Genomic DNA, 22,980 nt, shown 5'->3' with positions numbered 1-22,980 from the left:
GTCGTGAAGGACTGGCCGGCGCGATGACGGTCGCGCCGGCTCATTTCGTCAAAAAGCGACAAGCAAGGTCATACGGCATGGAAGTCATCAGAGCATTTCGCAATCTCGACCGGCACGGCCAACAGCGCGCGCCTGAGGTCATCGAGGAAGAGGTGCGGCAACTTGAACCGCATCTTGTACGCTTCCGCGAGGATCTCGTCCGGCTCGAAGTCGTCGCGTCCCAGACGAGCGGCAAGACGCGCATCCAGGTCAGCCTGCGCCTGCAACTGCCCTCGGGCGTGATCGCGGCACAGGAAGAGGGGTTCGAGATTGAGCCTGTCCTGCGCAAGGCCTTTGCCAACCTGCGCCAGCGGGTTGACCGGCATGTGGCGCGCCTCAAACATGAACCGGACTGGAAGCGCCCGGCCCGCCGCCGCCGCATCGGCGCGCTTCTGCCCCCGGCACGCGATGCGGCCGAGTCGAACCGGCGGGCGATGTATTTCGACCTGATCGAGGATCATCTGGACCGGGTCCATGACGCCGTCCGGCGCGAACTGACCTATCTCGAAGCCGGCGGATCGGTGCCGCCGGGCAGGCTCGGGGTCGACGATCTGGTCGATGCGATGGTTCTGAAGGGGCTCGAACGGTTCGAGACGCGGCCGACGGAATTCTCGGTCGGCGATTGGCTCTTGCGGCTGGCCCACGAGACCATCGAGGAGGAGGGACGTGCGGCCCGCCGGGCCCTGCCCGAGGACGCCGCCTCGCTCGACGCCGAGCCCGAGAAGCCCGCAGAGGATCCGACCGAAGCCGATCAGGAATTGTCCGAATTCCACCAGCCCGACGACGTGTTGCGGCTCGAGGATCTCGTCGCGGACGACAGCGTGACCGATCCCGAGAGAGAAGCTGAGCGGCATGAACTGGCGCAGTCGCTGCATCGCGCGATGGCCCAGCTTCCGGCGCTCTGGCGCCGCGTGCTGGAGCGAATCCACCTTGCCGACAGCACGCCGGCCGAGGCCGCCGCGGCGCTCGGCCTGGATGCGGCCGAGGTCGACCGGATCGCCCTGTCCGCGGCCGCCTTTCTTCGCGCGAAACTGATCGAGGCCGGGTTCGCGGGCGAAACCGTCGAAACCGCGAACCTGGAACAGGAAATCGCCCGCACGGCGCGCCTGCCCCAACCGATCCTCGAACGGCAGCGGATCGTCATTGCGATGCACGGCGAGGCGGCCATCCTGTCGCATGCCGAAAGCTCGCCCGATCATCCAGGAGGACGCATCGAATGAACATCAACTCGCTCAACCCGGCCCGGGACATCGAAGACATGCTCTGCACGCTGACGCGCAACTGGTGGCTGGTCATCCTGCGCGGCGTGCTGGCGCTGATCATCGCCGCGCTTGCGTTCCTGATGCCGGCTGAATCGCTCCTGGCTCTGACGCTGGTATTCGGCACCTTTTCCTTCGCCGATGGCGTGTTAGGCCTGATCTCCGCCATTCGCAACATCCGGAAGGGCCGGCGGTGGGGTTGGCTCATGGTCAGCGGCCTGCTCGGCATCGCCACGGGAATCGTCGTCGTGATCTCGCCCTTCGTTGCCACACTCGTCCTAGCGACGTTCCTTTGGGCCAGTATTGCCTTCTGGTCCGTGTTCTCGGGTGCCCTCGAGATCGCGGCAGCGATCCGCCTGCGAAAGGAAATCAACGGCGAAATCTGGCTGATCCTGAGCGGCCTTCTCTCGGTCGTTCTCGGTGTCGTCGTGACCTGGATGCTGCTGACGCGCCCGGTCGAAAGCTTCCTCGCGCTCGGCTGGCTGATCGGCTTCTACGCCGCGGTCTTCGGGGTGATGATGATCCTCCTCGGGCTACGGCTTCGCAAGGCGGATCGTTCGGACGGTGCGGCCTTCGATGACGCTCCCCCATCGGCAAAGGCGTGAGGTGCCCTATGGTGGATGACGGGCGAATTGCCGGCGAGGAGCACGATTTCACCCGATGGGACGAAACGATCTTCGACCGTTGCCTGAGCGCCGGCTTCAATCCGTTCGGCAGCGGTCCGACGCCAATCTTCCCGCGGCACCGGGACGCAGAGGCGCCGGACGCCGATGCAAAGCCGTGCATGCCACCTGACACCGAAAATGCGGGGTGCTGATGTCGAACCGCCTGCCTGACTTGGCATTTGCTGCTGCGGCCGCTGCCTTGGGCATCGGAATCGTTTTCGTTTTTCGCTCGATGTATCTTGCCGAAGACATACTGCCTTTCGCGCAGGAGATGACGCTCATCTTCCTCGGCGCTGTCGTGACGATCATTCTGACCGCGGCGCTTCTCAATCGCCAGACCGATCTCGAGCTTCGCAAGGAAGGAAGGGTCATCATCCTCCAGCAGCAATGCGACATTTACATGGCCTGTATCGAGAAGGTCGCAGAGATCGTGGAAACCGCAAGGCACGATGCGAAGCTGATCGATGAACTGCGTGTTCTCAGCCACAAGCTGGCTGTGGTCGCGAGTGCAGGGGTCGTGTCCAGCTTCGAGCAGGTACTGGAGAGCTTGCAGTCCGGTTTTGCTGACGGCACGCTCTCGGACGGGGACGGAGAGGGCGTGATGAATGCCGTCGCCGATCTCACGATAGCGATGCGGTCGGACGTCCTGCACGCTGCTGCCTTTCCTTCGCAGAACACCGAACGCGCCGTTCGCCTGAATTCGAGGCGAATGGAAAAACTCGACGATCTCGAACGTCACCTTCTCGTATCCACCGACACCCGGGAGAACTGATATGCGCGGCCATAATCGCCCACCATTCCCGCCGAAAATTCCCGGAACCGATCAGCCATCCTGGGACGTGCCGACGGCAATCATCTACCGTCCTGCCCGTTCCGCGATGACATCGGCGCCTCGGCCCAACTACTGGGTCCTCGAGTTCGAGCCGTCCCGGCCGCCGCAGATCGAGCCGCTGATGGGATACACGTCCAGCGGCGATCCCTATCGTCCGATTCGGCTGAAGTTTCCGGATCGCGACAGCGCCGTGGACTTCGCAGAGCGGCAGGACTGGCACTATGTCGTGCGCGAGGACGCTGGGGGAGCCCGGATGGCGAACCCTTGGGCGGGTGAGACGCGCCACCGGCTGCACAGGGGCGTCGATGCCCCGGGAGCCTTCCGGGTCCCCTTCCGCCCCGATCGCGGCCTCTCAAGAGGCGTCCAGCATGAGAGCACGGCCAACCCGTCTACCAGCGACAGGGAGAGTTTCGATCCGGTCCTCGAAGCCTCGCTCGAATCCTTCCCCGCCTCTGATCCTCCGGCGTGGACGGTGACGTGATGGTGTGGACGACCTCCGCCTAACCGGCTGTTCTGGCGGTGTCGTCATCAGGGACGTCATGTGTGGACGACCTCCAAGACGCAAGAGTGGAAACGACGTGGGCGCTCGGTCGAGTGCAGTCATGTGTTCGGCCTATTGATGCAGCTGTGTGCGCTGCTGGCCCTGATGAAGTCCGCGGACCGGCTCCCTAATCACGTCAACGCGCTCAAGGCGCTCTGACCCCCTGGGTTTCACCGATCCCCGGCTGCGGCCGGTTCGTCATCACGTCTCACCACTCCTTCGCCTACGGCGCCGGTCCTGGGTGAAGACCGGGCCGATCTCTAGGCCGCCGTGGGCTTGTAGTCCTCCTGTCGCGCCATCAGGGTCCAGGCGATGCGGGCCGTCTTGTTGGCCAAGGCCACGGCAGCGACCTTCGGCTTCTTGCGTTCGAGGAGATTGCCAACCCAGCCCTCGCGTCTTTGCTGCCGGGCCATTCGGAGGACGGCTGTCGCCCCGACGACGAGAAGACGTCGAAGGTAGCTGTCGCCCACCATGAACTGCGGCTCGCCGCCTTGCAGCACATTATAGGGCAGCTGGTAGGCCGGGGTTGCAGCCGCTGCGTCTTCCCACCGCTGCCGGCTCAATTGCTCCAGCGTCTGCGTGCGCTGCTCCAGCGTGACGCTGTCGTTGTAGCCCCGGGACATGACACGGGTCATGTCATACATGGTGCTGGCGACGACGGCCTTGACGCGCTTGTCCACGGCGACGGCGTTCAGGGCCATGCCGCCCCAGCCGCAGATGCCGATGACGCCGATGCGCTCGCGGTCGACGGACGGATGTAGGCCCAGGAAGTCGACCGCCGCGCTGAAATCCTCGGTGTTGATGTCAGGCGAGGCGACGTTGCGCGGCTCTCCGCCGCTTTCCCCCGTGAAGGACGGATCGAAGGCCAGGGTCGCGAAGCCGCGCTCCGCCATGGTCTGGGCATAGAGGCCCGACGACTGTTCCTTCACCGCGCCGAACGGCCCGCCGACGACCAGCGCGGCCAGGCGCCGATCGCTGCGGGACTTGGGCAGATAGAGGTCGCCCGAAAGTGTGAGGCCGTAGCGGTTCCTGAACGTGACCTTCTGGTGGTCGACGTTTTCGCTTTTGGGGAAAAGCTTGTCCCAGTCATTCGGCATGGTCTGCGCCTTTGCATTGGACGTGTTGAAGAGCGACCCGGCGGCTGCGGCGACCACGCCGGCGCTGGTCAGTTTCATAAGGTTGCGGCGGCTCGTGTCTGAGGTGGTCATGGCTATCTCCTCGTTCATGTCGGTCATTGGGGTTTCAGCAGCCGGCGGCCGTTGCCGATCAGGACCAGCGCCGCCCCGGCCAGGACCGCGCTGCCGATGAAGGTCGCCCGGATCGAAAAGCCGTCCAGCAGCCAGCCGCCAGCGACGGCGCCGAGCAGGATCGAGGCCTGGACCGCCGCGACCATCAGGCTGCCTGCGGCTTCCGGGGCATCGTCGGCGTTCTGGGACATCCAGGTCATCCAGATCACCGACATGGCGGTATTCATCGCGCCCCACAGCGCCAGCAGCACGCCGGCCGCGAACGGTGATCCGCCCAGGAACAGAAGTCCGAGCGTGCAGCCGCCCATCAGCAGAGCCGGCAGCCGCAGAAGGCGGGCGACATCGCCTTTCAGGAAACGGCCGGAGGCCCAGGTGCCGACGAAGCCCGCACAGCCCAGCACCAGCAGCAGGACCGACAGCACCGTCACGTTCGCCCCCGTCACCCGCTCCAGGAAGGGGCGCAGATAGGTGAACATGGTGAAGGCCGAACCCCAGGACAGCATCGAGGCGATGAGGCCGATCAGGAAATACGGGCGCTTCAGCAGGCTGAACATGGTCCGGACGTCCTGCCTCTGGCCCGCAGGCAGGGAGGGCAGGGCCACCACGTGCCAGATCAGGTTGACGGCGACGATGGGCGTCAGGGCCCAGAAGACCTCGCGCCAGCCGAACAGGTCGCCGAGATAGCTGCCGACCGGGGCGGCGAAAGCCGCCGCTATGGCCTGGCCGCCGTACATCAGGGCCAGGGCGCGCGGCACGTCGTCTTTGGGAACCAGGCGCATGATGACGGCTGTGGCCAGGGCCCAGAAGCCGCCGATGCAGATGCCCAGCAAGGCGCGGCCGATCATCAGCACCGCAAAGTTCGGCGCGGCCGCGACCAGGACCAGCGACAGCAGCATCAGGGCGGTCATGGCGACTAGGACCCACTTGCGGTTCAGCCGTCCGGCCGCCGTGGTGATGAGCAGGCTAGCCACGACGGCGAACAGGCCGCTGATCGAGATCGCCTGCCCGGTCTGGCCCTGGGTTGCGCCGAGGCCTTCGGCCATCGGCGTCAGCAGGCTGACTGGCATGAATTCCGAGGCGATCAGCATCGCCACGCACAGGGCCATAGACAGGACCGCGCCCCAGGCGGCGGCGGGCTTGACGGTCGTATCGGTAGTGAGGGCGACTTCGATCATGGCCGAACTTCTATCGGCGAACGCACAAAGCGATTAGTCGCCCTAATCGGCATGAACTAATCGATATGAACGAATAGTCTGACGCAGCGCCGAGGAGGAGACCGCCCGTGGAACGGACCGACTTCAATCAACTGACCTGGTTCCAGGCGGTCGCCGAGGAGCGCAGCTTTACCAAGGCGGCGGCGCGGCTCGGCGTGGCGCAGTCGACGCTCAGTCATGCGATCAAGCAGCTTGAAGCCCGGATGGGCATTCGCCTGCTGATGCGGACCACACAACGTCGCCACGACCGTCGCGGGCGAGCGGCTGCTGCAGACCATCGCCCCGCGCATGACCGAGATCGAGGAAGAGATCGCCGCCCTGACGGCGTTCCGCGACAAGCCGTCCGGTTCGATCCGGCTAACCCTGTCCGACCACGCCCTGCAGACCGTGGTCTGGCCCAAGCTGAAGCCCGCGCTCCAGGCCTATCCGGACATCAGCGTCGAACTGCTGCTGGACAGCAGCTTCCGCAACATCGTCGAGGAGGGTTACGACGCCGGCGTCCGGCTCGGCGAAAGCGTCGAGAAGGACATGATCGCGGTCCGTAACCGCAGCTAGGCCCTGCCGCCACCTGTTGGGGCGACTTCGACAGTGAATCGAAGGCCAGCGGCCTTCCATAAAGCAACAACCGTCGCGAATGGTGGACTTCGCTTGCTGGAGAGGAGACTCACAACCCTCAACGGCGTCAGCCCTGTAGCTTTCGCTACAGCTTCCAGGAGCTCGAACTCTTCCAAGTCCTCCATGAAGCATCGCAGTGCGGCCCTCGGGCCTTCAGAGGCGAGCGCCGCGTTCATGCGTGCGGCCATGTGAAGGCTGGCGCCTTGAACCGGCGTCATTCCAGCTTCCCGTAGGCCTTGGTGTCGATGTCCTCATCCCATTCGCTGAAGGCTGCAAAAGGATCACCTCCGCGCGGTTGGTGCGCAGACTTCGGATCGCCTTTTCTGGGAGCGCTGTCCTGGTGCCTTTCTATATCCCCTTTCTCCGCTGAGCCGTGGTGCGCGGTCGTTGTCTTGGTTCGACCCGCCACCGCTATGTCTCTAGGGGAAACGCTCCGCCGATTGGCGATCATGACGACTTTTGTAGCAAACTGCCGTGCAGTGTCGGTGATCGACTCGTTCATGAATTTCCCCGTGCTCGCGGCCTGCGAAGCCAACGCCAGAAATGCAGCATCTAACGCCTGGCTGTTACGAAATGCGTCACCCGCCAGATGGCGCATCAGTGAGTACTGAAATCCTGCGATCTCGAAATACATTCCGAAAACCCGCCCGCGTCCAGGATCCGTACGCAAATAGCCTAGCGGTAATTGGGGCGGCGGCATTGGAGGGCCTCCGCTGGCGAGATTGCTAACCACGACGTCTTGATGTTGGCCGGATAACTGGCAGAGCGCTTCAATGCGTTCGGCTAGTTCAGGCGAGGGCTCCAGTTGGACGGCGGACACGTCGGTTGGGATAGCCAACCATGTTGGTGATGGCGCGATCAGTTCGACTGCTGCGCGCATTGAAACCAAGCCCGCGACGTACCGAGGCAGCGGGATGCCTTCGTTGTGCGCCAAGGCAGTCAATTCATCTCGAACGGAATTGGCTACCAAAACCGTCCAGACTGGCGAGGTGTCGGATTCGAGAACGTCGGGCTGGGCCATGAAATGCTACTTAACGTCTGTCGACGTAAAGTCATCATCCATCGACGTTCAGCCCCATGTCAGAGGGGCGGGGGCTAGAGCTTCGAACGGTTGTGGCGACGAATGTTCGCTCGATCCGTCGTGAACGAGGGTTTAGCCAGGAAGAACTGGGCGCAGCCGCAGACCTTCACCGTACCTATATTGGGTCCGTCGAGCGCTCTGAACGCAACCTGTCGATCGACAGCATCGCGGCGCTTGCCCACGGTCTAGGGGTCGAGCCGTGGCGTCTTTTGATGCCGCAGCCGCAGGGATAGTCTCTTCATTTCCTGGCGCTTTTCGCCGCGGCTAGAAACTCCGCGACATGTGCGTCTGGAAGTGCACCTAGGTCCTGCAGCCCTGAAATGGCTTCGCTATATTCAGGGAAGTACTCGCGCCATGCCTTCATTCCTCCGATTTTGCCGATCGCCAGAATCGCAGCGCGATGGCTTGCCGCAAGAAGATCGCGCTGACGCCTGAGTCGAAGGTTCTCCGCTTCTAGCTCGGCTAGTCGATCGGCGAGTCGCGAGGGTGAATTCTTGGCGAATTTCTTGGCTACCGCTCTCGCTGCGGCTTGTCTGACAACAGCAGCTTCGACAACTGCCCGTCGATCCGGGCTACGTGTAAGTGTGCTCGCGTGTGGGAAGCGCCCACCGGACTGCTCCGCAACCTTTCGGAAGGTGACGGTAATGTCCTGCTCGATCATTTCGTTGAGCAGCTGTTGCAAAGAAGGGAGATCTGGCACGGAGGCACTATCCTTTGGATGAGGAATGCAGGCTCTCGCCACCCGGGAAGACGGACTGGCCGGGCGCTTGTGAGAGCGCCGCCTTCAGGCCTGCCAAACGCTCCTCGGCGTGCCCGAGCTGCGCCTGGAAGTTCGGCGCTCTGCTCGGTCGATCATGCAGTCTTCGGACATACACCTCGTATCGCGTCTTCAGGGTCTCTAGAGTCTTTTGCTCATCGGGTGAATCCGACCGAACCAAGTGGCTACATTTGTTAAAACATTCCAGATGCTTGACGCACGGGCTGGCAGCAAAACTGTTTAAGCAGAATCCGTAGGGGGTAAAGTGCAATGCTCCCGCCTCGGCGTTAAGGTATTCGAAGGCCGATTCATCTCCTTGCTCCGCCTGGAGACGCTCGAACGCACTGACGACCGGGCCTCTAATTTTCCCCCCGCGCATCAGGTCGAACGCCTTTCGAGCATTGGGGGACAATGCCTTGTCGGCCATCCGTGCCTTCTCAGGCTCCATTTCTTCCAGATGATCGGACAGACTCCGATGGTCATAAACGTAGCTTTGCGCCGTAGTTCGACGATTAAAGCGCTTAGTTATGATGGTGTCGGCAATCCCAAGTCGAAAAAGCTCGGTGTTCTGAAGGTGTCTGAGCGAGTGAGGGTTGATGCCATAATCGATGGCTTTCGGTGATTCGCCGTACCGCTGAAACAATCTTCCGCCCTTGGCTTTTCCTCCGAGCTGAAGCTCCAAATCTTTTGGTGATGCAGATTGAACAGAAAAATACCGCTCTATATCAACAATAGAGTCATGCTTTGCTTCAGCTAGGGCGCGGCCTGGGTACAGGAAAAGCTTATGCTCCATTCCAATCGCACCAAGCGTTGACTGGCTAAGGCGCATATCGGGCACCTTGGTTGGAAGATGTGTTCGTGCGTAATCCTCCATTTCTCCTACCCGAACATATAGTGTTCGCTGCCCAAATCGTTCATTCTTTACCAGAGGGACCCCTGACCCCAAGGCGTCACGCAGAAGGCCATTGCTGCAAATATCTGCCTGAATACCCCAGAAATAGTCTCTTACCCTATTTGTTACACCAGCAAATTCTATTGCTTTCCGCTGATGAAGTCTAATTCTAGCAAGAGCGGCAAGATCATATTTCTTTCGATATTCGGATCTTAGGCGGCCTGGTATTTCTTCTTTAGATACCCTCATCATGCCAGATAGGCGTGTATAGGCGTCCGTCCATGGTATGAGGGCATCTTGTTCAAGGTCTGGGAATAGAGAACCCGTTCGACGCTGGGCTTCAACCATGTTTCGTAAGGGGGCGGTGGCATCGAGAACAGCAGATATGCTTCCCGCAACCGTTGGTACCAGCAGAGAGGGGACATGTTGGACTGCATTGACCCATTCAACGCCCCGTCCGGCTGCCCCTTGCTTTTCGGCATAGTGCTTGAGCATGACTAGCGGAACCTGGGGCCCGAAGACCCCAGCACGGGTAGGCTCTGGCTCCTGAACCACAAGGCAATCCTGAGGAAGGGAAACAAGTTCCCCTAGGCGCAAGCCACTTGCGATCAACAATCGAGCCTGATGGAAGCGCACCAGATCGGTGAACGTTTCAGGGGCCGCGCTGAACACAATCCGCAGCAGCTCTGCGAGCGCCTCCTCGTCAGGCAATTTTTCAGCGAAATGCTGCTGGCTTAGCTCACTGCGCAGCGCATTTGGACGCTTACTATCTGCTTGACGGCGACGCGTCGTGACGAGCCGAGCTTCACCTTCCAGCGCTTTAGCAATTTGGGCATTCGGCTCGCAATACTGCGCCAACGGTCGATGGCTGGCGATGCCCGTTCCATCCAACCAGGTCGCTATAAGAGCCTTTAACGTGCTTGCACGTTTACCTGATGGGGTAGCGATAAGAGCGGCGTTGTAGGCAGCTGATACGATGTCGGCGGTCAAGAGCGGGGGAGGTGTATCGCCGGCGCATATCGCCAATATTCGCAGGGATTCCGAGACGTTGCTTGTGAAATTTCCGGGCGTGCGACCGTTCACGAATAGGTCGTGCATAGCGATCGACTTGAAAAAAGCGACCCATGAAGCGGCCATGACGTGAGGCACGCTTCTTTTCAACACTGTTTGAACCGCCACATGAGAAGGGGGCGGCGCCGCAAAGGATGAGATGATCTTTCGTGGCCGTTCGACCCTGCCGGCGGCGGCGGAGAGGTCCCACCACTCATCCTTGGAGATTCTGCCGCTCGCGTGATCGTAGCTCACATTCCAGGTAAGCCCGCGACCTTCAGCCAGGGACTGTCCGTCGGCGACAAACTGTTCAAAGGCGCGGCTCATTGATGCGTCTCACCGATGTCGCCCAGAACGGCATTTATGGCTTCCAAAGTCGATCTAAGCTGCATCATCGCTGGAGATACGCGATCCAGTCGGGCCGGCTGATCGAATCCGCGGACGACATCCTTCAAGTCGGACAAGACCTGTCGGTGGACCGCGCCCTCCGAAACGGGGAGAAACTTGTGGCACGTGTAGCAGGCGAGAACCGGATTACGTGAGCAAAGCGATTGGCCTGCAGCGCACGCCCCGATCCCGGCAATAGGTACGCCGTGCGGCATCCCCGCAATCTGTTGATCCGCTGGACGGCCTGCGAGATCTGCAGCAGTGATCAATTGGCCTCGCGCTGCGGCCGCAACTGACAGATACGTTGGCGACTCTCCCAGGGCGGCATTTACAAGCATGTTTTGGGCGGGCGAGCTTTCGAAATAGATGTTGGCGGAGGTCGTATCAGTATGACCGAGGTATTCTGAGACCGACTCTCTAGATGCTCCATTGTCAGCCAGCCGCTGGGCGCCAGTGTGTCGAAGTTCCCGTGCGGTGTAGGGCGTGCCGGAGATTTCCGCCGTCATAGATTTGATAATCTGCCCAACCGCGATTGGCCTAATCTCGAAGAATTTGACGGTTTCAGCTCGATGCGACGCCCAGCGAACGAATAGCGCTGTCCACTCAGGTTGAATCTTGCGGTTGATTGACCGGCCAATGTTCTCACCGAGCTGCTTAATCAACGTGGGTCGGATATGGACGGTCTGGGCGTCGATGATCCGTACGTCGCTCGCCTCCAGCATGGCGATCTGACGCGGGCGAAGGCCATGCTGATACGCGATCGCCAAGACTGCGGCATCACGAGCCATTTCGGGGGAACATTTCCCAGCTTTCGCAGCAGCACTCGCTTCGTCGAGGTAGGAAACTATCTTCGACTTGGCCTGCTGAGGCACGATTGACGAGCGATCGCCAACCGACATGTACTTTTCATATGCATGGCCGGGGAGGGCGCGGACGAGATCTCGATCCGGTTGGTGCCACTCCCCAATTTCCCAACGGCAGAACCAGTGAAGCACGTGGCGGAATGCAACAGCTTGGCTGCGACTGAAGCGACCTCGTGCATGGGCGGTCCACCAGAATCGAAACTGCACTGGTGATTCACGCAACGCGTTATTCACGCTCTCGCTGAGGAGGCCACTGTCAGCGGCGGCCAATGCACTCCAGAAACCAATGGCAGAGGTCGACGAGTGGGCGATTAATGTCTCTGAGAATACGCGCTTCAGAACACTGCGTGCTGGTTCTGGAAAGCGCGCATAGTCCCAACTCGAGCTCCCTCCATTGACGTGGATACGCCAAACATCGCTGTCCAGATTCTCCAAGCGCCGCTGCTGCCGATCATAGTCGTCATAGTAGCGTACGAGACGGGCCAGAGGCGGTAACGCGGGTAGGGGGGATTGCGCATCAAAGAGTTCCAGTTGCTCGATCATTATCGAACACCTGCCCGAAGGAAGGCCAAGCTTGTCTCAAAAGCCTCTTCCCAAATTCGGCTGTGGCGCGGCTCGAAATAAGCTCGAGCGTAAAGGAAAGGCATTTCAGACGACCGACTCCAACCGAAGAACGGCCTCAAGCGATGCAGTGCTTCGTCCTGCTCCATGCCGGTCTCCATGAAATGCTGGAGACGGATCACGGCCGCCGTGTGCCGGAATGCATGTGCGGAAAGACGGTCTACACCTTCATATTTGAGCGCAGCCTGGGCATCCTGAGACATGTGCTGGTGCGCCGTCCGAATGACATGATCAACCGAACTCAGCGCTAATGGTTGGCCCTCTGAAGACGAGAACAGGAAGGCATGATCAACGTCGCCGCGATACTGCCCGACATAGGTATCCAGGATCGCCGACAATGTGAGAGATACAGGCAACTGACGCACCGCGTGGACGGTTTTCATCCTAGGACGACGCGCTCGCCGATCGGTTGCTTCATCCGAGCGACTTACATTGATCCATCTTTTTACCTCACCGGTGCGGAGATCAAATTGGTCTCTTAGTGCATCCACCGACAGACTGAGAACTTCTCCTTTACGTAGACCGAGTTGAACTAGAAGAATGAAAATAACGAAATTCCTCCACTTGAGCGCATCGATCCTGAAAGGATTTCGAACACTATATGGGTGAAAGATGTCGTAGAGATCTTCTAGGGCGATGGCTGGAATAGCCCGAACTCGACTTGACGGAATACGTGGACGTACGCTGAGTTGCGAAAATCGTTGACGCATGAAGCGCAAGCGCTGCGCCAGGTCTTGACTGTCGGATCCGACTATATTTTTCAGGATCGAAAAGACAAAACTACAGGACAATTTCCAACGCCGTAGATCATGGTCGGCTTGGCGCGTGAGCAAATTAGCTGAAAGAACGGCTTCAATTTCAGGAAAATTTGGAGCCATGAGCGCCGCGTCGAGATCTATTGGAGGCACCATGCTCTCGGCTTGTTGATAGAGAGCCCCAGCAGCGCTGACGTACTTGTCTCGTGTGGAGGGAGCCAAATGCCCCTTAAGGACATCAATCCATATCGTGGCGCAGTAGCGAGGCAGTCCGCTTGGATCGGAGCAGTAAGGCCCGGCTAAGGCCTCGGGAAGCTTGATATGCATGACACACGCGCACTGGATTACAGGCCATCGCATGTCACGTGCTGTGGAGCTTTATCAAGATCGAAAGTTGTGGATGAGGCCCGCCCGAAGCCCCGCTGCTGCGCTGTTTGAATGGCTGCGCAGCGGGGCGTCGAGCTATGTTGCTTGGAATGGTGCAACACTGTCGAACTGGTGTTCCCTTCCGATAATATATCTTAGACGATAATGATTGGCGGCTTTAGCAGGCTCCGCCCCTTTGACAAACAGAGCGGCCAAGCGCTTCGCGCGTCTGGCCGCTCCCCCGCCTAGATCAGATCCATCGCCCCCCAGCTGGACGCGCTTTGATGTGAGACCCGGTAGCCGATCACGGTGTCAGCATCAGCTCCGTCCCGGCTCTGGATGCCGTAGTCGTCATCCATCTCATAGGTGTCATCGAAATAGCTGACCTGGACGCGTTGGCCGCTGGTGACCGACTGTGACAGGTTCAGGTTCACGGTTTGCCCACTGACCCTCACGCCATCGATTTCGATCTGCTCGCCATCGACGAAGACCCAGAACATGGCCCGGTCGGGTCCGTGACCCGCGTCGAGCGTCATGTCGTAGGTCAGGACGAGCGAGTCGCCGTTTACGGTCGCCGATTGCAGGACCGGCGGCGGCGGTGCGGTCAGGTTTTCCACCGCCAGATTGTCGAAGCTGTCGGCGTCGACGCCCTCCGTCGCCTGAATGGCGGCCTCATCGTCGCCCGCCGTGGGATCGGCATAGCTGACCGTCACCGCGTCTCCGAAAGGCACGGCGCTGTCGAGGGTCAGGACGAGTTCATGCTCGCCAACGCCCAGCCCGACGCTTTCCACCTCGACGATTTCGCCGGCGACCTTCACCACGAAGGCCGATGCGTCCGGAAGGCGGGCCGCATCTTGAAGCTGGTCTAGGATCAGACGAATTTGAACGCCGTCGGCGACGGCCTCCACCACACGGGGTCCGTCACCCATTGCCTGGGCCTGGGTCTCGGCCTGGAAGTTGGCGACGTCAGCCCCCTCCTCGCCCTGCAAGGTCGCCTCGTCGTCCTCCACCGAGACGTCGGCATAGGTGACGTTGACTGTGGCGCCGGCGACAACCGGTTCGGCGAGCGTAAGCACCAAGGTTTCGCCGTCCTCGCCGACAGAAACCGCCGTGATCACGGCCGGCGCCCCAGCAACCTGGATCGTGAATTGACTGATGGCGGGCAGCCCTTCGGTCGAGAGCGCGGCGTCGAACCTTAGAGCGACACGGTTCCCCTGAACCGTTACGGCTTCGAGAACCGGTGCGACACCCGTCCCAGCTTCCGCCTCAGCCTGGAAGTTGGCGACGTCGGCCCCCTCCTCGCCTTGAAGGGTCGCCTCGTCGTCTTCCGCGGAGACGTCGGCATAGGCGACGCTGACCGCGGCGCCCGTCTCGACAGGTTCGGCGAGGGTGAGAATGAGCGTCTGGCCGTCATCCGAGACGGAAAGCTCGGCGACTGCGGCCTGGACGCCGGCGACCATAACGGTGAATTGATCGAGGGACGGGAGATTTTCGACCGAGAGCTGGACGTCAAACCGCAAGCTGACCCGATCCTCCAGCACGGTCATCGCCTGGAGTTCAGGCGGTCCGCCCGCCTCGCCTTCGGCTTCGGTCTCAGCCTCGAAATTGGCGACGTCGGAACCGGTGACGCCTTGCAGGGTCACCTCATCGTCCTGGGCGGACACGTCGGCGTAGGAGACAGAGACCTCCGCCCCGCCCCTGACGGGCTCGTCGAGCACCAGGACCAGCATGTGGCCGTTTTCGGCGACAGAGAGGCGCTCGATCTGAACGACGACGCCATTCACCCGCACGGTGAACTGTCCGACCGACGGCAAGGGCTCAAACGGCAGCGCCGAGTCAAAGTCGAGGAGGATCACCTCATCGAACGCCCGCATGGACTGAAGCTGCGGCGCGGGGTCGGCTTCACCCCCGACCGTGATCTCAGTCTCGAAATCCGCCACGTCCGCGCCGGTGACGCCTTGCAGGGTCACTTCATCGTCCTGGCTGGAGACGTCAGCGTAGGAAATGGAGACCTCGGCGCCGCCCGGCACGCGGTTTTCCAGGAAGAGTACGAGCGTGTGGCCGTTCTCGGCGACGGAGAGGCGGTCGATCGCAACCTCCACCCCGTTCACCCGCACGGTGAACTGATCCGCCGACGGCAGCGGCTCGAAAGGCAGCGCCGAGTCGAACTCAAGCAGGACGACATCATCGAACAAGGTAGTCGATTGCAATTGCGGCGCGGCGTCAGGTTCGCCCTCGGTCCGGGTTTGCGCCTGGAAGTTGGCCACGTCCGAACCGGTGACGCCCTGCAGGGTCACGGGATCGTCCTGGCTCGACACGTCAGTATAGGCGACAGAGACTTCCGCGCCGCCGCTGACCCGATTGTCGAGGATTAGGACCAGCATATGGCCGTTCTCGGCGACAGAAAGCCGGTCGATCCCGACCACTGCGCCGTTCACGCGCACCGTGAACTGCCCCACAGCCGGCAAGGGCTCGAAAGGCAGTGCCGAGTCGAAGTCGAGGAGGATGACCTCGTCGAACGCCGTCATGGCCTGAAGCCTCGGCGCAGGATCGGCAAAGGCCGAGGCCGCAAGGGTCATGGCTTTCAAAGGGCCGGCGTCAGCACCCTCCAGACCGCTCGACGCGCGTTCGCCCTGCCAGGATTTCTTGTCGAAGCCGGTCTCGGCGCGGGCGAACACTATGGAGCTCATACTCAAATCCTCTCGAGCGACGGCCGGGACGAGGCGCCCGGGAACCTACGCGCGATACCCGTCACGAACTGGGTTGGGGGATTTGCGAGACGAAGATACCGATTGAGGCGATGAACGTCCTTGAGCGGCGTCGAATATTGCCTTCCAGGCCTGCCGAGCCCTCAAGATCGCCCTTGGGGAATCAGGGCCAGGATTCTCCGCAATTCCGACATTTATCCGCGCCAAGCTCGGTGACCATGTCGCTCAACTACAACCACGATCCCCATGCGGGTCCATGTGTTGAACGGTTCATGGAACGTCCATGACCGGTAAGATGACGCAGAGGGCCAATCCGAGCCAATTGAGCGGACGTGGCCGCGCGGTCGCGACGATTGCGAGTCTGGCGGGACATGCATTGATCCTTCTGACTCTGCTGACCGCCCTGCCCGCGCCGCCCACAATGATCGAGCCAGAACCGATCGCCGTGGCCATGTTCGAAGGCCCGCGCCCAAACCCCGAGCCTTCATCATCATCGGCCTCCTCCGCCGCCGCGACGGTGCAGCCCAAGCCGGTGACCAGACCCGCGCCACAGCGTATCGCCAAGCCCTCCCCCATCCCTCCGCCGCCGGACGTCGAGCCGACGCCGGCGGGCGACGCCCCCACGACCGATCCAGGATTCGAACTGAGCGAGGGTCAGCTGATCGGCGCGACGACGGCAGGATCAGGCTCGGGGAGCGGGCTTGGATCAGGATCGGGCGCTGGAGGCGGCGGCTGTAACATGGTGCGGCTGTTGGAGGCCGCACTGCGCAAGAACGCGAAGATCCAGGCCGCGGTCGCCAGCGCAAGCACATCGGGCAAGGCGATCCTGGTTTGGAATGGCGACTGGCTGCAAAGCCCGCGCCAGGACGGAAAGGGTCTGGCCGGCGTCCGGCAGGCGATCGCTCTGGAGGTGGCGTTCGCGCCGGAAGCCTGCCGGGCCGATCCCGTCAAAGGTCTGGTGGTGATCTCCCTGAATGATCGACCGGGCGGCGCCCGCCTTGCGCTTGGATCGGGGACCTGGCGCTGGTCTGACCTGTTGTTTGCGCGCCCGTCCGCCTGAGCCGTCGCCAGCTCGGCGCCCCTTCCCCGCGCCCGACTTCCGCGCGACAGTGGCCGGGCTGAAAATCCAGAAGGTGAAAAGCCATGTGTGACGACGACATCCACCCCGGCCTGGTCGTGGACCCGACCGTATCGCGCCGCGCCTTTGGCCTGATGGCCGTGGCCGCCACGGGCGTCGCCGGAGCGGCACATGCCGCCGCCGCGGTCGTGGAAAAGGACGTCGAGATCAAGACCGCCGACGGCGTGGCCGACGCGGCGCTCTACTATCCCGAAGGCAAGGGCTCGTGGCCCGCGGTGCTGATCTGGCCGGACGTCGTCAGCCTGCGGCCCGCCTTCCGCGAGATGGGCCGTCGCCTGGCTTCGCAGGGTTATGTGGTTCTGGTCCCCAACCTCTATTACCGCGTCAAGCGGGCGCCCGTGGTCGATGGCGCTTTCAACTTCGGCAATCCTGAAGATCGGGCCAAGCTCACCCCGATGCGCGCAACTGTCACGCCGGAAGGCACCGATCGTGACGCGGTGGCCTATCTGGCCTTCCTCGACGCCCAGCCGCAGACCAACAAGAAGGCCAAGGCTGGCGTCCAGGGATACTGCATGGGAGGCCCGCTATCGTTCCGCACCGCCGCGGCCGTCCCGAACCGCATCGCCGCGGTCGCGAGCTTCCATGGTGGGGGGCTGATCACCGACCAGCCGACCAGCCCTCACCTGTTGCTGCCCAAGACCAATGCCGAATACCTGATCCTCGTCGCCGACAACGACGACAAGCAGGACCCGACAGCTAAGGAAAAACTCAAGGTCGCCATGGACGCGGCCAAGCGCTCTTCAAAGATCGAAGTCTATGAGGGCGCGGCCCACGGTTGGACCGTCAAGGGAAGCCAAGTCTACAATGAACCCGCCGCCGAGCGCGCCTGGGCCGAGCTTTCGGCCCTCTACAAGCGCGCTCTGGTCTAGACAGACGGCTCGTTCGCGGCCGGCGTTGGCCGGTCGCGAACCCGCAGACCGCCATGGCCGATCGGCCGCCCGTATCCCGATAGAGGCGGCGCCAGCCGGGTGCGGCTAGCGCCTTCAGTTGACGCTGCCAAAGATGAGGCTGCGGCCCGCAAGGCCGTGATGCGCGCGCTATCTCAGCGATGCTCTGCGGCTTGTGCGTCGTTGCCCAGCTATCTCTGACCCGCTTGCGAGAGCGCGCCTTGCGCGATGCCTTCGTGGCCTCGATGCGGTACCGCTTTCGGCTCAAAGCTGATGCTCAGAATGTCCGCTTCAGCCGTTGAACCGATCCGGCGTCGCTAAAGGACACGCTTCAGATCTGCTGAAGCCCGATCAAATCGTCAACCTCGAAGAGGTGTAGCCGCAAGTCATCGACTTCGAAGATCGCATCGAACCAATCGGTGATAACTTGATAACGAGTGTGGCCCAGCCGATACAACTCGATGCCCCCGAAGTCGAATGGACCAGCCAGATCCTTCACGATCATAGGCCTGCCGGGCTTCCATTTCACAACGCTTGGATTTTCGGCGAGAAGGCTTCCTTCACGATAGTAGTGCGCCTCACCTTGCCTCGGAGGAGAGTATTCAGGGTGATCTGTGGTCAGCGCGAAAAGGAACTTCATGCGCAGGCTCGCTCCCTCGGCGATCAAGCCTAGGAAGTAGCTATCTTCCAAGTATGCGCCTTGGAACTCAGGTAGATATTCATACTCCGTTGATGGTCTAGCTTTGGACCCCGTCTGCACAACTTTATCGCCCCCATCGATTTCACTGTTGCACGGCGCAGCTACCCATTTTGCGTTCTGCGGGACTCCACTTCGATGGAGAAAGCCACCAATTAGCCCCTCGGGCGTCAATGACCCGTAGTGGGTCTTTACGTAGGGTCGGTTGCCATCGGCCGGATGATGCATAGCGCTGTACAGCCGTTCATCCGCGGTGAGTTCGCGTACGGAGCCATCGTCTTCAACAAAAATGAAAGCGTCCGCCCTGTCCTCGGCTGGACCCTGTAAATGAATCCAGAACAGCAAGGCGACTATCGCAATGAAGACGGCGGCGCTCAGCACATTCTGATTACCTAGACGCGTTGAATAACCAATGTCCGATTTACGCCTCCTCGGCAATGGCGGCGTTTGGCGCGCCCCGGACCCAAAGGGTCGGCTGGCGAACTTCACTTCGATGATCCCGAGGGACCTCAGCTTTTCCGTGTTCCATCGGGATTGAGCATCACTGTCCGACCGGTCTCGGCGGAAGCGTAGATCGCCTCAATCAGTCTTAGGTCCCGCAGACCCATCTCGCCGGGCGTCCTGATCTGCGCGCCGTCGCGGATCGCGTCGGCGAAATGATCGAGTTGACGCGCAAACTGGACAGTAGAGTCGCCGGGCGTGAACTCGCGCCGGTCCCGGCCCGTCTCCAGCACCATCCTATTGCCGGAGTAGCTGGTCGCCGGATCCATGATCAGCGAACCGGTAGCGCCGCGTGCCAGGACGATGTTGCCACCTGCCGAGTCATACGAGGTGACGAGCTGCGCCACAGCCCCGGACGGGAAGCGCAATTGCGCGGAAACATGAGCGAGGATCTCCGCAAAGCGAGGGTCGCCGGCCGGTCGAAAGCTGGTGGCGCTGATCCGTTCCGGCATCTCGCGCGCCAGATAGAGCGCCGCCTGCAGACCGTAGAGCCCGTAATCCTCCAGCGGGCCGCCACCAGCCAAGGCGCGGTTCACCCGCCAGTTCTCGCTCGGGCTGGTCGGTCCCATTCGATAGGATTGCTCGGTCCGCAGTAGCCGCAGTTGACCGACGGCATTTTGCTCCATCAGCTCCATGGCTTGCATGTTGTACGGCTCAAAATGCGCGCGGTAGGCGATCATCAGCTTTCGGTTGGCGCGGCGGCTAGCCGCGATCATGCGCTCGCATTCGGCGCTCGAGAGGGCCATCGGTTTTTCGCACAGGACGTGCTTGCCCGCTGCAAAGGCCCGCTCGGTCCAGTCCGCATGCAGGCCGCTGGGCAGGACGATGTAGACGGCATCGACCCGGCGGTCCGAAGCGATCTTCGCAAACGTCTCATAAGAGTAGCGTGACTCCGGCGGAACCCCGTAGGCGTCGCCCACCTGCCGCAACTTGTCAGGGTTTCCGGAGACGATTGCGGAGACGTGCGCCCGCGCTGCTTGGGGGAAACGCGGCATCATCTGGTTGAGCGCATATCCGCCTAAGCCAACGATGGCGAAGCCCACGCTGTCCGCGCGCTTGGGACTCGGCCAGGTCTTGGGGAGCGAGACACCATTTGGCATCGGTTGACCGATGGCTTGAGCACCGCCGAGGCGCTGAGGGAGCGCGGCCGCGGCGCCCGTCGCCAGCACCGCGGACGCCGCCGCCGCTCCTGCGCCGGCCTCCATGAACCGCCGCCGTGTAACGTCGTGCTCGATCATCACGCCTCTCCCGTTCTAGCTCCGAACGTATCGTTTGGCAGTACGCATGATTAGTCGACCCTTGGGTAGGGATGATCGACCTAGCTCGGCGCTTGTGGCGCCCTTAGCCTCCAGCGCAGGTGGCGGCCTTCTTCCTCGTCGATCCGAACATTGACGGGGCGGACGCCTCTTTGCGAGCGGCTACGCTCGACCTCGTCCGCGCGAGGGACGTGATGGATCCACCGTGGTTCCCCGTCGATAGCCAGAAAACTAGGTTCGACCGGGAGCGTTCGGCGCGCTTCCGCGTTCTTACAGTCAAGCTGCAATAACCCGGAGCCAGCATGCCCAAAGCCAAGCGCGATCCGTTCGTCGGCACCGCCGTCCTGTCCTTCCGCCGCAGCAAGGAGCCCATCGCCTTCTCAATTGATGGCGACCGCACCCTGGCTCAGGGCAAGGGCTCTATGACAGGTGACATCGAACAGCTGCGCGCGGCTTTTCGCGAAGGCGCCGCTGAACTGGCCTTGGAGGACGGTCGCGTCCTGCCAATCATGGTCGTTGCCCACAGCGAAGGCGCCGATACGGCCTATTTCGAAATCCGCGCCACGCGCCGCGGCTATTGAGATTCTGGCATCAGCCGGCGAACGCGCCGGCGACGCCTGACTCCATCAGCGAGGCCTTCACGGTGAGGCAGGCGGCCACCAAGATCGCCACCTCACGGTTGACCGGATAGGCCCAGGGCTTTTCAGCGACCGCATTGGCGAGCGCGGCGATCTCGCTTGGGGTGGAGGCGGCAGCGGCGACAATATCATTGGCCGCTCTTGCCTCGATGTCGGCGCGATCACGCGGATTGAGCGTGGCCAAAAGCGATTCAGCAGATTTCAGCGCAACTTTCATCGGGGTCCCTCCTCGCCCTTTTGGGAAGGTGACTCTAGGCCTGCGACAATAAGAACAAAAGAAGAACTCGCTTTCGTCCACAGTCGGTGTCGCGAATGAAAATCATCTACGGCCGGCGATAGACCACGCCGGCCTTCATCACGAAGGTGACCGCCTTGAGCGCCGTGACGTTCTGGGTGGGATCGCCTTGCACGGCCACGATGTCGGCCAACAAGCCCGACTTGAGCTGGCCAAGTTCTTCCTCCCGACGCAGAACCTTGGCGTTGGTCGCCGTGGCGGCGGTCAGGGCTTGGACGGGCGTCATGCCGTAGCGGACCATCCAATCAAGTTCGCGCCAGCTTTCCCCGTGCGCAAAGACCCCCACATCGCTGCCGACGCCGATGGTCACCCCCAAACCCAGAGCCGTCTTGAAGGCCTTTTCCGCCGCCTGCATGGACGGCGTTGGCGCGCTTTTACCGGGCACATAACCTTGGAAGTACTGCGAGGTCGAAGCAGGCGCGGTCAGGGTGGGCACATAGACCGCTCCCTTGTCCTTCATCAGCCGGAACGTCGCCTCCGACGCGCCATAGCCATGCTCGATGGTGTCGGCGCCGGCCAGCACCGCCCGACGGATGCCCTCGTCGCCGGCGGCGTGGATGGCGACAGGCCGCCCAGACGCGTGGGCGATCTGCACAGCCACGTCGAGCTCGCTTTGGGTGAAGGTCGGCTTGGTCGCGCCGTCGGGGCCGGTGCGGTAGTCGGAGTAGAGCTTGATCCAGTCGGCGCCAGCCGCCGATTGGCGGCGCACGGCCGAGGCCATCTGCGCCTCGCCGCTGACCTCCTCGGCGCCCTGCGGCAGTTCCATGTCGGTGCGAAAGCCCTTGCGCGGACCATAGGTCCCGGTCGCGACGATGGCCCAGGTGGCCACGAACAGACGCGGCCCATCGATGACGCCGTCTTCAATGGCTTTCTTGAGCGCCACGTCGGCGTCGTCCGCGCCCTCGCTGCCAAGATCGCGCAAGGTGGTGAAGCCCGACTGCAGCGTGTCGGCCGCGTCGCGTCCGCCGCGAAGCGTGCGATAATAGGGCGACTCCTTGAGAACCTGATCGTCCCAAGAGGCCTCGTTATAGGGATGCAGCAAAAGGTGCGAGTGCAGGTCGATCAGCCCTGGGATCAGGGTCGCGCCCGGCAAGGCGATCACCTGAGCGCCCGCGGGCGCTGGACCGCGCGGCCCGACCTTGACGATGCGCGCGCCATCGACCGTGACCGACCACCCCTTGTGAGGCGCAGCTTGCCCCGCGGTCCATACCGCGTCGGGCTCCAGGACATAGGTGGCGGCCAGGACCGGCGAGGCCAACGCCAAGCTTAGGGCCGCGCCGCAGAACCATCCCTTGATCGTCATGTATCCCCCGACTCCTGTCTTGCGGGGGATCATGGCTCACGCGTCGAGAAAGTCGAAGATGCTCTGCTGGATGTCCTGCGCCTTGGGCTCGGCCGCGGGCTTAGGCGCCCGGGCCTTGGGAGCGGGCGCAGCCGGCGGCGCTACAACCGGTTTGGCTGCCCCCTCCCCGGCGAAAGCCGCCTGCCCAAGCCCTGCTCGGTGCTGCATCGCTTCGGCGATCAGCACGCGCATGAGCTCGCCCTTGCTGAGCTCCTGATCAAACGCGATGGCGCGCAGACGTTTATCGAGCGCCTTGGGCAGATAGACCGTCCGCAGCACCATGTTCTCGGATGCGTCGTTTTTCGCCATTCCGCCAGCCCGGTGATTCATATGT

22 protein-coding genes and 1 pseudogene are annotated in these 22,980 nt (G+C 62.1%); 10 read left to right on the top strand and 13 right to left on the bottom strand.

From position 1 onward, the window contains the following. Positions 1-23: 23 nt before the first annotated feature. The 4 genes from O5K31_RS09295 to O5K31_RS09280 all read left to right on the top strand — a co-directional run bounded on the left by O5K31_RS09295 (position 24) and on the right by O5K31_RS09280 (position 3,276). Positions 24-1,259: a sigma-70 family RNA polymerase sigma factor gene (locus O5K31_RS09295; protein ID WP_269713291.1), complete on the top strand. Its 1,236-nt coding sequence runs from the start codon at positions 24-26 to the stop codon at positions 1,257-1,259. Further along, entirely contained in the window at positions 1,256-1,903 is a 648-nt protein-coding gene (locus O5K31_RS09290; protein ID WP_191001927.1) for an HdeD family acid-resistance protein, read from the top strand. The genes O5K31_RS09295 and O5K31_RS09290 overlap by 4 nt, the downstream gene beginning before the upstream one ends. A gap of 211 nt (positions 1,904-2,114) precedes the next feature. Then, positions 2,115-2,735: a hypothetical protein gene (locus O5K31_RS09285; RefSeq protein WP_037094075.1), complete on the top strand. Its 621-nt coding sequence runs from the start codon at positions 2,115-2,117 to the stop codon at positions 2,733-2,735. Between the two features lies 1 nt (position 2,736). Continuing rightward, the gene (locus O5K31_RS09280; protein ID WP_087139585.1) at positions 2,737-3,276 is read left to right on the top strand and encodes an NADH dehydrogenase ubiquinone Fe-S protein 4; all 540 of its coding nucleotides are present in this window, start codon (positions 2,737-2,739) and stop codon (positions 3,274-3,276) included. A gap of 320 nt (positions 3,277-3,596) precedes the next feature. Here the strand turns inward: O5K31_RS09280 and O5K31_RS18365 are convergent, their stop codons facing one another. Both O5K31_RS18365 and O5K31_RS09265 read right to left on the bottom strand, forming a co-directional pair. Further along, positions 3,597-4,544, bottom strand: a complete 948-nt coding sequence (locus O5K31_RS18365; RefSeq protein WP_332367256.1) for an alpha/beta hydrolase — start codon at positions 4,542-4,544, stop codon at positions 3,597-3,599. Between the two features lie 23 nt (positions 4,545-4,567). Continuing rightward, complete coding sequence (locus O5K31_RS09265; RefSeq protein ID WP_269713290.1) at positions 4,568-5,758, bottom strand: MFS transporter; 1,191 nt, start codon at positions 5,756-5,758, stop codon at positions 4,568-4,570. Between the two features lie 107 nt (positions 5,759-5,865). Between O5K31_RS09265 and O5K31_RS18400 the strand changes: the two are divergent. Together O5K31_RS18400 and O5K31_RS09260 are read left to right on the top strand one after the other, a co-directional pair. Then, positions 5,866-6,024: pseudogene (locus tag O5K31_RS18400) on the top strand (LysR family transcriptional regulator); the annotation flags it as partial. Between the two features lie 61 nt (positions 6,025-6,085). Continuing rightward, positions 6,086-6,352 (top strand): LysR substrate-binding domain-containing protein, encoded by a 267-nt coding sequence (locus O5K31_RS09260; RefSeq protein WP_269713289.1) that lies wholly within the window; start codon positions 6,086-6,088, stop codon positions 6,350-6,352. 274 nt (positions 6,353-6,626) lie between these two features. Here O5K31_RS09260 and O5K31_RS09255 read toward each other — a convergent pair whose 3' ends face one another. After that, on the bottom strand, positions 6,627-7,433 hold the full coding sequence (locus O5K31_RS09255) for a hypothetical protein (RefSeq protein ID WP_269713288.1): 807 nt from the start codon (positions 7,431-7,433) through the stop codon (positions 6,627-6,629). A gap of 56 nt (positions 7,434-7,489) precedes the next feature. Between O5K31_RS09255 and O5K31_RS09250 the strand changes: the two genes are divergently transcribed. After that, a complete protein-coding gene (locus O5K31_RS09250; RefSeq protein WP_269713287.1) occupies positions 7,490-7,726 on the top strand; it encodes a helix-turn-helix domain-containing protein in 237 nt (78 codons plus the stop codon). Between the two features lie 5 nt (positions 7,727-7,731). On the opposite strand, the gene O5K31_RS09245 is transcribed toward O5K31_RS09250, so the two are convergent. From O5K31_RS09245 to O5K31_RS09225, 5 genes are all read right to left on the bottom strand, one after another. Continuing rightward, a complete protein-coding gene (locus O5K31_RS09245) occupies positions 7,732-8,175 on the bottom strand; it encodes a hypothetical protein (RefSeq protein ID WP_269713286.1) in 444 nt (147 codons plus the stop codon). Between the two features lie 25 nt (positions 8,176-8,200). Next, a complete protein-coding gene (locus O5K31_RS09240; RefSeq protein ID WP_269713285.1) occupies positions 8,201-10,519 on the bottom strand; it encodes a hypothetical protein in 2,319 nt (772 codons plus the stop codon). Further along, entirely contained in the window at positions 10,516-11,985 is a 1,470-nt protein-coding gene (locus O5K31_RS09235; RefSeq protein WP_269713284.1) for a site-specific integrase, read from the bottom strand. Before O5K31_RS09235 ends, O5K31_RS09240 begins: the two co-directional genes overlap by 4 nt. After that, a complete protein-coding gene (locus O5K31_RS09230; RefSeq protein WP_269713283.1) occupies positions 11,985-13,145 on the bottom strand; it encodes a site-specific integrase in 1,161 nt (386 codons plus the stop codon). Before O5K31_RS09230 ends, O5K31_RS09235 begins: the two co-directional genes overlap by 1 nt. Positions 13,146-13,429: 284 nt before the next feature. Continuing rightward, positions 13,430-15,874 (bottom strand): SwmB domain-containing protein, encoded by a 2,445-nt coding sequence (locus O5K31_RS09225; protein ID WP_269713282.1) that lies wholly within the window; start codon positions 15,872-15,874, stop codon positions 13,430-13,432. Between the two features lie 394 nt (positions 15,875-16,268). Between O5K31_RS09225 and O5K31_RS09220 the strand changes: the two genes are divergently transcribed. Continuing rightward, on the top strand, positions 16,269-16,952 hold the full coding sequence (locus O5K31_RS09220; RefSeq protein ID WP_269713281.1) for a hypothetical protein: 684 nt from the start codon (positions 16,269-16,271) through the stop codon (positions 16,950-16,952). 83 nt (positions 16,953-17,035) lie between these two features. Continuing rightward, the gene (locus tag O5K31_RS09215) at positions 17,036-17,899 is read left to right on the top strand and encodes a dienelactone hydrolase family protein (protein ID WP_269713280.1); all 864 of its coding nucleotides are present in this window, start codon (positions 17,036-17,038) and stop codon (positions 17,897-17,899) included. Positions 17,900-18,248: 349 nt separating this feature from the next. On the opposite strand, the gene O5K31_RS09210 is transcribed toward O5K31_RS09215, so the two are convergent. Both O5K31_RS09210 and O5K31_RS09205 read right to left on the bottom strand, forming a co-directional pair. Next, positions 18,249-18,995 (bottom strand): hypothetical protein, encoded by a 747-nt coding sequence (locus O5K31_RS09210; RefSeq protein ID WP_269713279.1) that lies wholly within the window; start codon positions 18,993-18,995, stop codon positions 18,249-18,251. Between the two features lie 128 nt (positions 18,996-19,123). Beyond that, entirely contained in the window at positions 19,124-20,353 is a 1,230-nt protein-coding gene (locus tag O5K31_RS09205; protein WP_269713278.1) for a Gfo/Idh/MocA family protein, read from the bottom strand. A 320-nt stretch (positions 20,354-20,673) separates the two neighbouring features. Between O5K31_RS09205 and O5K31_RS09200 the strand changes: the two genes are divergently transcribed. After that, positions 20,674-20,952, top strand: a complete 279-nt coding sequence (locus O5K31_RS09200; protein WP_269713277.1) for a hypothetical protein — start codon at positions 20,674-20,676, stop codon at positions 20,950-20,952. A gap of 10 nt (positions 20,953-20,962) precedes the next feature. Here the strand turns inward: O5K31_RS09200 and O5K31_RS09195 are convergent, their stop codons facing one another. The 3 genes from O5K31_RS09195 to O5K31_RS09185 form a co-directional block, all read right to left on the bottom strand. After that, entirely contained in the window at positions 20,963-21,226 is a 264-nt protein-coding gene (locus O5K31_RS09195) for a hypothetical protein (RefSeq protein WP_269713276.1), read from the bottom strand. A gap of 106 nt (positions 21,227-21,332) precedes the next feature. After that, positions 21,333-22,607, bottom strand: coding sequence for a metal-dependent hydrolase family protein (locus tag O5K31_RS09190; protein ID WP_269713275.1), 1,275 nt, complete (start codon positions 22,605-22,607; stop codon positions 21,333-21,335). Positions 22,608-22,643: 36 nt separating this feature from the next. Continuing rightward, positions 22,644-22,955: a ribbon-helix-helix protein, CopG family gene (locus tag O5K31_RS09185; protein ID WP_269713274.1), complete on the bottom strand. Its 312-nt coding sequence runs from the start codon at positions 22,953-22,955 to the stop codon at positions 22,644-22,646. Positions 22,956-22,980: the final 25 nt, after the last annotated feature.

It is taken from the genome of Caulobacter sp. NIBR2454, assembly GCF_027474405.1.
Taxonomy (GTDB): domain Bacteria; phylum Pseudomonadota; class Alphaproteobacteria; order Caulobacterales; family Caulobacteraceae; genus Caulobacter.
Note: the sequence above shows the minus strand (reverse complement) of the source record. Positions and strands in the feature narration are given on the sequence as shown.

Excerpts from the sequence above, each read along its gene's own strand:
- O5K31_RS09295 (WP_269713291.1), top strand. The coding sequence starts at position 24 with ATGACGGTCGCGCCGGCTCATTTCGTCAAAAAGCGACAAGCAAGGTCA.
- O5K31_RS09290 (WP_191001927.1), top strand. The coding sequence starts at position 1,256 with ATGAACATCAACTCGCTCAACCCGGCCCGGGACATCGAAGACATGCTC.
- O5K31_RS09285 (WP_037094075.1), top strand. The coding sequence starts at position 2,115 with ATGTCGAACCGCCTGCCTGACTTGGCATTTGCTGCTGCGGCCGCTGCC.
- O5K31_RS09280 (WP_087139585.1), top strand. The coding sequence starts at position 2,737 with ATGCGCGGCCATAATCGCCCACCATTCCCGCCGAAAATTCCCGGAACC.
- O5K31_RS18365 (WP_332367256.1), bottom strand. The coding sequence starts at position 4,544 with ATGACCACCTCAGACACGAGCCGCCGCAACCTTATGAAACTGACCAGC.
- O5K31_RS09265 (WP_269713290.1), bottom strand. The coding sequence starts at position 5,758 with ATGATCGAAGTCGCCCTCACTACCGATACGACCGTCAAGCCCGCCGCC.
- O5K31_RS09260 (WP_269713289.1), top strand. The coding sequence starts at position 6,086 with ATGACCGAGATCGAGGAAGAGATCGCCGCCCTGACGGCGTTCCGCGAC.
- O5K31_RS09255 (WP_269713288.1), bottom strand. The coding sequence starts at position 7,433 with ATGGCCCAGCCCGACGTTCTCGAATCCGACACCTCGCCAGTCTGGACG.
- O5K31_RS09250 (WP_269713287.1), top strand. The coding sequence starts at position 7,490 with ATGTCAGAGGGGCGGGGGCTAGAGCTTCGAACGGTTGTGGCGACGAAT.
- O5K31_RS09240 (WP_269713285.1), bottom strand. The coding sequence starts at position 10,519 with ATGAGCCGCGCCTTTGAACAGTTTGTCGCCGACGGACAGTCCCTGGCT.
- O5K31_RS09235 (WP_269713284.1), bottom strand. The coding sequence starts at position 11,985 with ATGATCGAGCAACTGGAACTCTTTGATGCGCAATCCCCCCTACCCGCG.
- O5K31_RS09230 (WP_269713283.1), bottom strand. The coding sequence starts at position 13,145 with ATGCATATCAAGCTTCCCGAGGCCTTAGCCGGGCCTTACTGCTCCGAT.
- O5K31_RS09225 (WP_269713282.1), bottom strand. The coding sequence starts at position 15,874 with ATGAGCTCCATAGTGTTCGCCCGCGCCGAGACCGGCTTCGACAAGAAA.
- O5K31_RS09215 (WP_269713280.1), top strand. The coding sequence starts at position 17,036 with ATGTGTGACGACGACATCCACCCCGGCCTGGTCGTGGACCCGACCGTA.
- O5K31_RS09205 (WP_269713278.1), bottom strand. The coding sequence starts at position 20,353 with ATGATCGAGCACGACGTTACACGGCGGCGGTTCATGGAGGCCGGCGCA.
- O5K31_RS09200 (WP_269713277.1), top strand. The coding sequence starts at position 20,674 with ATGCCCAAAGCCAAGCGCGATCCGTTCGTCGGCACCGCCGTCCTGTCC.
- O5K31_RS09195 (WP_269713276.1), bottom strand. The coding sequence starts at position 21,226 with ATGAAAGTTGCGCTGAAATCTGCTGAATCGCTTTTGGCCACGCTCAAT.
- O5K31_RS09190 (WP_269713275.1), bottom strand. The coding sequence starts at position 22,607 with ATGACGATCAAGGGATGGTTCTGCGGCGCGGCCCTAAGCTTGGCGTTG.
- O5K31_RS09185 (WP_269713274.1), bottom strand. The coding sequence starts at position 22,955 with ATGGCGAAAAACGACGCATCCGAGAACATGGTGCTGCGGACGGTCTAT.